This window comes from Fusibacter bizertensis, from assembly GCF_029914245.1.
Lineage (GTDB): Bacteria > Bacillota > Clostridia > Peptostreptococcales > Acidaminobacteraceae > Fusibacter_C > Fusibacter_C bizertensis.
The window spans coordinates 365,215-376,053 of sequence record NZ_JARYZI010000003.1 but is presented as its reverse complement, the minus strand read 5'-3'; the positions used below and the strand labels follow the sequence as shown (position 1 = coordinate 376,053).

At 34.2% G+C, this 10,839-nt stretch carries 11 protein-coding genes; 10 read left to right on the top strand and 1 reads right to left on the bottom strand.

Translation table 11 applies throughout. The features are described 5' to 3' along the window. Positions 1 to 97 precede the first annotated feature (97 nt). Positions 98 to 1,351 (bottom strand): MFS transporter, encoded by a 1,254-nt coding sequence (locus tag QE109_RS06905; protein ID WP_281093694.1) that lies wholly within the window; start codon positions 1,349 to 1,351, stop codon positions 98 to 100. Positions 1,352 to 1,489: 138 nt separating this feature from the next. Between QE109_RS06905 and QE109_RS06900 the strand changes: the two genes are divergently transcribed. From QE109_RS06900 to QE109_RS06855, 10 genes are all read left to right on the top strand, one after another. Beyond that, complete coding sequence (locus QE109_RS06900) at positions 1,490 to 2,089, top strand: TetR/AcrR family transcriptional regulator (RefSeq protein WP_281093693.1); 600 nt, start codon at positions 1,490 to 1,492, stop codon at positions 2,087 to 2,089. Between the two features lie 213 nt (positions 2,090 to 2,302). Continuing rightward, positions 2,303 to 3,475 carry a cation:proton antiporter gene (locus tag QE109_RS06895; protein ID WP_281093692.1) on the top strand — a complete coding sequence of 391 codons (1,173 nt, stop codon included), beginning with the start codon at positions 2,303 to 2,305 and terminating at the stop codon, positions 3,473 to 3,475. A gap of 34 nt (positions 3,476 to 3,509) precedes the next feature. Then, the gene (locus QE109_RS06890) at positions 3,510 to 3,863 is read left to right on the top strand and encodes a hypothetical protein (RefSeq protein ID WP_281093691.1); all 354 of its coding nucleotides are present in this window, start codon (positions 3,510 to 3,512) and stop codon (positions 3,861 to 3,863) included. 114 nt (positions 3,864 to 3,977) lie between these two features. Further along, positions 3,978 to 5,141, top strand: coding sequence for an aldo/keto reductase (locus QE109_RS06885; RefSeq protein ID WP_281093690.1), 1,164 nt, complete (start codon positions 3,978 to 3,980; stop codon positions 5,139 to 5,141). A 31-nt stretch (positions 5,142 to 5,172) separates the two neighbouring features. After that, positions 5,173 to 5,553 carry a YkvA family protein gene (locus tag QE109_RS06880; RefSeq protein ID WP_281093689.1) on the top strand — a complete coding sequence of 127 codons (381 nt, stop codon included), beginning with the start codon at positions 5,173 to 5,175 and terminating at the stop codon, positions 5,551 to 5,553. A 136-nt stretch (positions 5,554 to 5,689) separates the two neighbouring features. Then, positions 5,690 to 6,709, top strand: a complete 1,020-nt coding sequence (locus QE109_RS06875) for an energy-coupling factor ABC transporter permease (RefSeq protein WP_281093688.1) — start codon at positions 5,690 to 5,692, stop codon at positions 6,707 to 6,709. Beyond that, complete coding sequence (locus tag QE109_RS06870; protein ID WP_281093687.1) at positions 6,699 to 7,430, top strand: energy-coupling factor transporter transmembrane component T family protein; 732 nt, start codon at positions 6,699 to 6,701, stop codon at positions 7,428 to 7,430. Before QE109_RS06875 ends, QE109_RS06870 begins: the two co-directional genes overlap by 11 nt. Before the next feature lie 9 nt (positions 7,431 to 7,439). Next, the gene (locus QE109_RS06865; RefSeq protein WP_281093686.1) at positions 7,440 to 8,165 is read left to right on the top strand and encodes an energy-coupling factor ABC transporter ATP-binding protein; all 726 of its coding nucleotides are present in this window, start codon (positions 7,440 to 7,442) and stop codon (positions 8,163 to 8,165) included. 67 nt (positions 8,166 to 8,232) lie between these two features. Next, positions 8,233 to 8,661 (top strand): DUF3842 family protein, encoded by a 429-nt coding sequence (locus tag QE109_RS06860; protein ID WP_281093685.1) that lies wholly within the window; start codon positions 8,233 to 8,235, stop codon positions 8,659 to 8,661. A gap of 1 nt (position 8,662) precedes the next feature. Next, positions 8,663 to 10,807: an LTA synthase family protein gene (locus tag QE109_RS06855; protein ID WP_281093684.1), complete on the top strand. Its 2,145-nt coding sequence runs from the start codon at positions 8,663 to 8,665 to the stop codon at positions 10,805 to 10,807. Positions 10,808 to 10,839 lie beyond the last annotated feature (32 nt).

Genomic DNA, 10,839 nt, shown 5'->3' with positions numbered 1-10,839 from the left:
GAGATTCATTGAATTTCCAAGAAGTACGAAAAAAGATGCTGCTGCTAATCTAATTCTTAGATTTGCAACAGCACCTTTTTTGAAGTTGAAATTTAGATTATACCTCTTCTGGTGCAACTACCAGTGCCTCTTTTTTTTGTTTAAAGAAGAAAATAAATACAAACCATGCAAGAAGAGTGCTTCCTGCTGCAAATAGAGTAGGTAGGTTAATATTAACAGCAGTTAAAAATCCTGCTAGAATAGGTGGAATCGCTTGAGCTAAACTTGCAACAGATTGATTCATACCTAAAATTTCACCTTGAGACTTAGCATCCGATAAACCAGACACTATTGCAGTGGTATTCGGCTGTGTGAGCCCTTGAAAAACTGCTATAAATGGAATGATGACATAGATCCAAATTGATTTGTCAGGTAATAAAAGGAGTGGAAAAGTAACGGCTAACAAGATTACAGATAATGATAAAATGGTCTGAGGGCTAAATTTCTTGGAAAGTGGTCTGAGAAATGCCCCTTGTGCAACTGCAATCCATAGTCCCATATATGCAAATAAGTCACCAATTTGTGATTGAGTAAAAGCAAATTTACTGATTAAAAATACTTGAAAGAACTGTGTGAAAAAGTTAAATCCGATGGTAAGTAAAAATACGATGATGAAGATTGAACGCATCTGAGGATGTGAAGCTGCTTTGCCTAAATTTTTAAATCCAGCTAAAAGGTCAATTTTGCGCGTACTTTTCTCTTTGAGTGTTTCTGGAAACATTGCATAAACAAGAAGGATATTGATCGTTGTGAGTAATAGGGCTAAGTAAAAAGGCGTTTCAAAACTAAACCAACTCACAACTGTAGGATCAGAAAGTTTCCCGCCAATATATGGACCAATTACAAAACCAAGTCCAAATGCCATACCAACTAGACCAAAGTTACGCGATTTGTTTTCAGGTGTACTAATATCAGAAATAGCGGATTGAGCGATTGAGATATTACCACCAGTAAAACCATCAATTGAGCGGCCTATGAAAAGTAGATAAATATCTTGGGTTAATATACCGATGATAAAGAGTACATATCCTGCCCATGTTCCAAGCAATGAAATTGAAAGAATTTTTTTTCTTCCAAAACGATCAGCAAGAGTTCCCAATAAAGGTGCACCAAAAAATTGCATTATAGGATATGAAGCGATTAAAAATCCATAAATTATAGTTCTCTGAGAAAATGCAGTGTCAAAAGGCAGCAAATTTGCAGTGGGATTTATAATCAATGCTGGTAAAATAGGAATCACTATTCCAAGTCCTAACAGATCAATAAAAACTGTAAAAAATATTGTTAAAATACTAGAATTTTTCTTTTTCATCTAGAAACTCCTTTCTCAATAGTGTATAATATTACACAAAGGTGTGTACTTTTGTTTAATAATACTCCTAAATTAAACGATAAGCAATATCAATTGTTCAAATAAATGTTAATTATTTATGAACGAAAGGAACTCATTATGAAGAAAGAATCTAGAATGATTAAGAAAAGAGATAAAATTCATCATAATATCTTGCAAGTTGCTTCTAAAATTATCAGCGAAAAAGGATCTGGAGGTATTACTTTTGAAGCACTTTCACTTGAAGCTGATGTAGCTAGAAAAACGATATATAACCACTTTGAAAACAAAAGCGTTCTACTTGATGAATTAATATATCCAATTTGTGATCATGCAAAGAAGTATTTAGCAGAAAAAAGTGAAGAAAAACAGGTAGGCTTGGATGACATTTGGTCATATTGTATTGTACTTTGGCATGATTCATCTTTAAATGCTGATCTTCTCTATCAAATTACTGAAAAAGATTATCCTCAAATTCACGATATTAAAAAAGGTTTTATTATTCTTTTTGAAAAACTTTTGATGCGAATTGATGGTTTCAAGACGCTTGATAGTGAGGATATATCAGTACTTGCTGATATTATTTATACGACATACTTACCATTCTTACAGTCTGTTGGGGGACTTCCTTCATTTGAAAGTACTTTCAAAGCTGGAATGAATGGTTTAGTATATGGCGTATACAATCAAATGCTAAAAAGTGATAAATACGAGGATTAATTCTTAGATTGTTTGGCAGATAGAACAATATAAGTGTTTTTATGTTGTTTTTTCTGTGATAGACATAATATTGTTGATTATCGTTTGTAATTGATATATCATTGCGCTATAATGACTATATATTAGAACAATATATTGAAATTGCAATAGATTCATGGGTTGTTGTACTTTTGATAATATTGTGGAATTTAACAGCATTAAGGAGTGTACAATATGAACCCGTTTATTATTTTGGGGATTGCGCTTATAGTAGGCGTAGTTGGTGGTAAGATCATGAACAAACTGAAAGTACCTGCTGTCGCTGGTTATATAATCGGAGGATTGCTATTAGGTGTTTCGGGACTTAATATCATTACTGGTGATTCAATCAATCAGATGGCATTTTTAAGTGACTTTGCATTATGTATCATAGCGTTTAATATCGGTAGTGAGCTTGAGTTATCTGTAATCAAACAATTGGGAAAATCAATTTTTATAATTGCGTTTTTTGAAGCCTTTGGGGCTTTTTTAATGGTTACAATTGCTTCATTCTTAATTACAAAAGATGTGGCAATTTCATTGATTTTAGGCTCGGTCTCAGCTGCAACAGCACCTGCTGCAACTGTTATGGTATTAAGAGAACAAAACGCAAAAGGACCATTAACGAGTACTTTGTTAGGCGTTGTCGCAGTTGATGATGCAATCTGTCTCGTTATTTATGCTATGGCAGCAGCTGTTGCAAAAGTATTTGTCAACAATGAGGTACTTTCAATTAACAAAGTATTGCTTCTTCCTATTTCTGAAATTATATTTTCTTTGGTAGTAGGTGCAATCATAGGTTTACTATTAACGGTATTGATCCAATATTCAAAGAGAGACAACGAACTTTTACCTTTTATCATTGGTTCATTACTCTTGCTTGACGGTCTAGCTACTGCGTTTAGTTTATCACCGTTATTGTCAGCAATGGCGATGGGAATTATTGTAGCCAATACTTCTCCACAAAAGATAAAAGCATTTACAATTCTTGAAAATTTTGCGCCACCTATTGTTGCCGCATTTTTCATATTAGCGGGAGCAAGATTGAATTTTTCATATATCCCTCAGATCGGAATTTTAGGTGTAGCATATCTATTGTTTAGAATTTTAGGGAAAGTTTCAGGGGCTTCGCTAGGGGCATCAATTTCAAAAGCACCACAAGCAGTTAAAAAATATATTGGGTTAGGTTTATTGTCTCAAGTGGGGGTTGCTGTAGGTTTAGCAATCACTGTAAATAGAGAGTTTCCAAACAGTGATATAGGAACAATTGTAGTCACCATCTTACTGGCTACTACAATAGTGACTGAAATTGTTGGACCAATCTCGACTAAATTCGCAATATCAAAATCGGGCGAAGGAAATTCTTAATCGGAATTGTACGAGCTATTAATTGGAGGCTATTATGAATTATGCATTATTTCTTGTTTTAAACGATATAAGTAGATTAAAAGATGTTCACAAGATATTTTTCAATTTAGGATGTGGCGCAACAACTTTAGATAGCGTTGGTATGGGGAAAATATTACTTGAAAATGAAGTTGAAATTCCAATTTTTGCTGGCATAAGAAAATTAGTAGAAGGTGATAAGCCGTATAATAAAACAATTGTAAGTGTTATCCACAGTGAAGAAAAGTTACGTGAAGTTGTCTCTAGTATTAAAGCAGAGTTGCAAATGGACACTGTTAACAAGAGGGGACTTGGTTATATCTTTGTACTTCCTGTACTTGAATGTCACGGATATCAAATAGAAGACTAAAGAATCGTTGTTAGCTTAAGAGTTGTCGTGTGACAACTCTTTTTCAGATTTCGTGGTGATAGCTTAATTGATTGATATAAAATAGGTTTCAATATACAGAGCAGGAGGTATGGTATGAAGTATAGAGAAAATCCCCAAAATGGCGATCAATTGTCACTAATTGGTTTTGGTTGTATGCGTTTTGCAAAGGATGAGGCTGAAGTCGAGAAAGAAATTAGGTATGCTATTGAACAAGGTATCAATTACTTTGATACAGCATATATTTATCCGGGAAGTGAGAGTACACTTGGTAAAGTTTTAGCCAAAGGGCTTAGGGACAAAGTCAAAATTGCCACTAAGTTACCTCCATATTTAGTAAAAAAATATGAGGATTTTGATAAGCTATTCTATGAAGAGTTAAAACGTCTTCAAACTAATTATATTGACTACTATTTGATGCATATGTTAACGGAAGTAAGTGTATGGGAACGTCTTGTTGGTTTAGGCATCTTGGATTGGATCAAAGAGAAGAAAGACAAAGGCGAGATTCGAAATATTGGTTTCTCATATCACGGTGGAAAAGATGAATTTATCAAAATAATAGATGCGTATACATGGGAATTTGTGATGATGCAATATAATTATTTAGATGAAAACAATCAGGCCGGGAAAAGTGGTTTACAATATGCTTCATCTAAAGGTTTACCTGTGATGATCATGGAACCGCTTCGTGGTGGAAAGCTCGTTTCAAATTTACCAAAGCAAGTCTATCAACTAATGAACAAGGAAAATGCGGATCGTTCTCCTGCTGAGTGGGCGTTTAGATGGATTTATAACCATCCAGAAGTTACTGTTGTTTTATCGGGTATGAATTCGATGGAAATGTTAGAGGAAAATATCAGAATAGCATCTGTGGCTGAAGCAAATGCATTTGATACAAATGAGTATCAATTATTTGATCAAGTTAGAGAAGTGTTAAATAATACGATCAAAGTACCTTGTACCGCTTGTAATTATTGTATGCCTTGTCCGGTTGGTGTAGACATACCAACATGTTTTTCGTGTTACAATGACAGAGAAATTGAAGGTAAATTTGCAGCAATTGGTAAATACATCATGCAAACGAGTTTGAAATCAACACCAAGCAATGCTTCTTTGTGTATACAGTGTGGCAAATGTGAATCACATTGCCCACAGAAGATTGAAATTCGAAATGAGCTAAAAAATGTTAAGAAATCGATGGAAGGTTTTTATTACAAGCCAGCTAGATTTGTCATTAAAAAATTCATGAAGCTATAGCGTTCAAAGTGAATGAATAACGAGGTATATCATGAACATGATGAATAATTTGAAATCTTTTGCGAGTAAAATCAAAAATGAAGTGAAAGTTATTTACGTTGCATGGAAATTTAAGAAGATTCCTTTGGTAGCAAAGATTTCTGCTGGTTTAACGATTGCATATGCTTTGTCACCAATAGATTTAATTCCTGATTTTATCCCTGTATTGGGCTATGTTGATGATCTGATTATTTTACCACTTTTCATCTTATTGACGATGAAGTTGATTCCTATAGAGGTCATAGCTGAAAGTAGGAAAGATGCTGAGTTTTTGTGGCGCGAAGGGTGGCCGAAAAATTGGAAATACGGACTTTTAATTCTAGGTGTATGGATTATTATCTTGATTTATATTTTTGTGAAAGTGAGTAATTGACTTCATTCGTAGTAATATGTTATATTGATATATATTAGATACACGAAGTATCTGCTGCAATGTCTGAACAAACTATAATTAGCCCAAGAAGGGACTTATGCCTTTTTGGGCTATAAATTTGTAAAGGAGTACTATTATGCACATGGCAGATGCATTGTTATCACCTGTAGTAAGTGGAACAATGACTATAGCAGCATCCACAGCAGTTTATTTTTCTTATAAGAAAGTCTCCAAAACTTTAGATGAAGTTCATTTACCTTTGATGGGGGTAATGGGCGCTTTTGTTTTTGCAGCTCAGATGATCAATTTTACGATTCCTGGGACTGGATCAAGCGGTCATCTTGGTGGTGGTATGTTACTAGCCGCCCTATTAGGACCGTATGCAGGGTTTCTTTCTATGATGTCAGTTTTACTGATACAAGCGATTTTCTTTGGCGATGGCGGCTTAATGGCCTTAGGGGCAAATATAATCAACCTAGGATTTTTTACGTGTTTTGTAGTGTACCCACTCATCTATAAACCGATGATGCGACGAGGTAAACCGATTATTTATAGAGCAATTATTACTGTTTTTTCAGCGATGACAGCGATGTCACTAGGTGCTTTTGCAGTAGTTATAGAAACGGTATTATCTGGGAGAACTGAACTGCCTTTTTTTGAATTTATGATTTTAATGATTCCTATTCACTTAGCCATAGGGGTTGTTGAAGGCCTTGTAACGTTTTTCGTTTTAGAGTTTGTTTATCAGCAAAGACCTGGTATGTTACAAAACGAAGAAATGATTAAGGAAGGAATTCCTAAAAAACAATTGAGAAAAGGGGCGATAATTGGCTTAATTATCAGTGTGCTGCTTATTGGTTCTGTGATTTCTCTTTATGCATCAGAATTACCTGATGGTCTTGAGTGGTCAATTGAGAATATAGTTGGATCAACCGATCTTGAAAGTCAAAGTGGACTACATCAATGGTTTTCTTCTTTTCAAGAAAAAATCACACTATTACCGGATTATAACTTTAAAGAGAATAGTCAATTAAATTCTTCGTTAAATGGAACTTCATTTTCTGGAATTGTTGGTGGGATTTTGACATTATCACTTTTATTATTATTTGGTTTTATCCTTAGAAAAGCTAAAGGAAAGTCTGGACATGAATATTGATAAGTCACATAAATCAGCTTTAACAAATAGACATCACTCAATTATGTTATTAACCACAGTTGTTTTTTCTGCTGTGGTTATTTCATTTGGTAAATATGCTTTTATGGCATTGATTCCTATGTCCCTATATCCAATTGTACTGTTTAGTGTTTCAAAGTTGAGTCTAAAACAAGTAATGAAAAGGGTATTATGGTTAGAACCGATTTTTTTAGGAATTGGAATTCTAAATCCATTTTTTGATAAGCATTATTTTGTCTTTATGGGGCTGTCAATCTCATATGGTTTTATCTCTCTATTAACATTGCTGATTAAAAGTGTACTTATTATAAGCACAACATATTTAATGGCAAATGAAATCATTATAGAGGAAGCTTTGTTGGGGTTACACTTACCTTATTTATTTGTCACGCAAATCAGTTTGACTTACCGATATATAAGTGTGCTTCTAAGTGAAATTAAAAGTATGGAATTGGCATATAAATTAAGAAGTGGCTTAAAAGACAAGATTAGTCTCTTTCATCTAGGTAGTTTTCTTGGCTCTTTATTGCTACGAACTCTAGATAAAGCAGAGAGAATACATCAAGCAATGATTCTTAAAGGCTTTGATGGAAATGGAATTAATTTTGGAAATAGGCAAATTAACCATAGGGATTGGGTGTCATTTTTTAGTTGGAGTATAGGCTTTATAATACTAAAAATACTTGGTATCTGGATTTGGTAAGGAGGTTTTATGCTTAAGATTGATAATTTAAGGTTTAGATATGAACAAAGACCTTTGGCGATAGATATAGATGAGCTTTTGATTGAAAAAGGGGAAAGTATAGGCATAATTGGGCCTAATGGTGCAGGAAAATCTACTTTACTGCAACTCTTGTTAGGCATTCAAAAGGACTATGTAGGGACAATAACCTTAAATGATATACGACTTGATAAGAAGACTAAAAAATATTTCAGAGACCATATTGGTTTGGTATTTCAGAATCCTGACGAGCAATTATTTATGCCCACTGTATATGATGATGTTGCATTTGGGCTGAAAATGAAAGGCATTGATCAAAATGTAATTGATGTAGCAGTTGAGGCTGTTCTTGCTTCACTTGGAATTAAGGAACTAAAGGATAGAGCTTCACTTAAATTGTCAGGGGGCGAGAAGAAACGCGTGGCAATGGCTAGCATTTTTGTGATGGATCCAGATATAATGGTTTTCGATGAGCCTACACTAGCATTAGATCCAAAATCAAGAAGACGTGTGATCAATATCATCAATAGCCTTGAAAAGACAAAGCTAATTACCAGTCATGATTTGGACATGATATATGAAACTTGCTCTAGGGTAATTATACTATACGAGGGGAAAATTGTGGCACAAGGGAAGCCTCATACACTTTTGAGTGACGTTGAACTTATGGATAAAGTTGAATTAGAATGTCCATTGATTCTAAAAAATTTGTTATAATGTTAAAAGAAAGCATTAAGTTCAGTGTAAATCAAAAATAAATTATTGTTAAGTTTCTGGAGGAATTATGAAAATTGCTGTGGTAGATGGTCAAGGTGGAGGGATTGGAAAGTCAGTTGTAGAAAAGTTGAAACTTAAATTTGGCAATAAAGTCTATGTTACTGCACTAGGTACAAATGCACTTGCAACATCAGCGATGTTAAAAGCTGGTGCAGACGAAGGCGCTACTGGCGAAAATGCGATTATGTATAATGTAAAAAAAGTAAAGTGTATTTGCGGACCAATTGGACTTGTTAGTGCGAACGCATTACTTGGTGAGTTATCACCACGTATGGCAATGGCTATTTCAGAGTCTGAGGCAGTTAAACTATTAATTCCGTTTAATAAATGCAATACAGTTGTATTGGGAGTTGAAGGGAAGAGTTTAGGGGCATATATTGATGAGCTCATTGATCTTGTTGCTGAGATGATTAAATCGGACGATTTGGAGGGCTAACTTGGAGAATCTTAGTTTTCTAGATCAAATTAGAGTTAAAATAATTGAACATATTGAAACCATCTATTGGATGGTTTTATTTCAATACTTAGAATCTATAACACGGATTGTCAACCATTCAAGTCTTTTTTCAGTAGGACTTGTATTTACTCTGCTGTTTGACGCTGTTTTTGCTGTGTTGATATCGCTTATTATTCAATCTTTTAAGCAGAAAAAAACTAGACGCTTTATGCGACTTTTAGTAACTTTAGTAGTCATTTTCTTTTTTCTTACCCAGCTTATATATTTTCAACTTATGAAAACCTATTATACTTCATACTCAGCTGGGAACACTGGGAAAGTTTTAGAATTTGCTGACATTGCAATTTCTGCCTTACTTTCAAACTGGTATCTTATCTTGCTAGTATTTATGCCGCTAATCGCACTAGTTTTAGCATATAAAAATATCATTAAGCTGGGAAATTCAATTGAGAAAAGCCAAGACGAGAATCGCTCAAATTTGACTTTAAAAAAGGTCTCTATAATGATTGCTTTGGCGTGTATATGTCAATTGCTTGGGGTAGGGTTATTGCAAGTTACTTCTAAAGAAGATAACTCTGCATATAACTTATATTATAATATTCATTACCCTGAATATGCAGTTGATAATTTAGGGTTAATGACTTATATGAGGATCGATATTCAACGAAGATTTTCTAACTGGGAACCGAAGCTAACAACTAAAATTGATGATTTTATTGTTGAAATTCCAACACTTTCAACTAAAGAAGATATTACGGATGAGGATGAGGCGACAACAGAGAGTATAGATGTTATTAATACTACAGAAACTTCAGTGGAGATTGAAAAACCTGAGCCGGTTGCCTATAACGCCTTGAAGATAGATTTTGATGCACTGATTGCATCAGAAACTGACACTTCTGTTATTGAGATGCATCAATATTTCAAGTCAATCATTCCCAGTGAGAAAAATGAATGGACTGGGAAATATCAAGGTTATAATCTGATCTTGATAACAGCTGAGGGTTTTTCCCATCTTGCTGTAGACGAGAACTTAACACCAACTTTATACAAATTGATGCACGAGGGGATTTATTTTGAAAATTTTTATACGCCGATCTGGGGAGTTAGTACTTCTGATGGTGAATATGTAGCTACAACTGGATTAATCCCTAAAAGTGGTGTTTGGAGTTACAAAAGATCAAGTGATAACAGTATGCCATTTGCACTTGGAAACCAACTTAATGCATTTGGATATACAAGTAGGGCTTATCATGATCATACGTATACCTATTATGATAGGCATCTATCTCATCCGAATATGGGGTATACGTACAAGGGTGTGGGCAATGGCTTAGAAATCACAAAAAGCTGGCCAGAATCAGATCTAGAGATGATGGAAGTAACTTTCCCAGAGTTTGGTTTTGAACATCCTTTTCACACTTATTTTATGACTGTTAGTGGTCATATGTTTTATGATTTTAATGGGAATGCAATGTCTGCGAGAAACTATGATAGGGTAAAAGATCTTCCATATACAGAGCATGTGAAAGCCTATCTGGCTTGTCAAATTGAACTTGAAAAAGCGCTGTCATATCTCATAGAACAACTTGAAAACAGTGGACAGTTAGATCATACTTTAATTGCTTTAAGTGCGGATCATTATCCATATGGATTGACCAAAGAGGAGATGGAAGAATTATCAGGTCATCCAATAGATGATAATTTTGAACTCTATAAAAATGCATTTATTTTATATAATAGTCAGATGGTACCAACTGTGTATTCTGCACCTGCATCTAGTTTGGATATCCTTCCGACCTTGTCAAATTTAATGGGGATTCCTTTTGATTCAAGATTGATGATGGGAAGAGATTTATTTTCAGATAAAATGCCGCTTGTGATTTTCAATAATCGAAGTTTTATCACAGAAGAGGGACGTTACAATGCTAAGAATGGAAAGTTTATTCAAAATGAAAGATCCCCAAAACTTGACGATGATACCCTAGATGCTTACCGTAAACAGATCTCAAGTATCATAAAGCCAAAATTTTATTTTTCAACTAAAATCTTAGATGAAGATTATTATCGCAAGTTAGAAGAATATATATATGAAGACAGTGAAAGATTACCTGTTTCACCATAAATATCATGGGTATACAAATTCACAGGAATAAA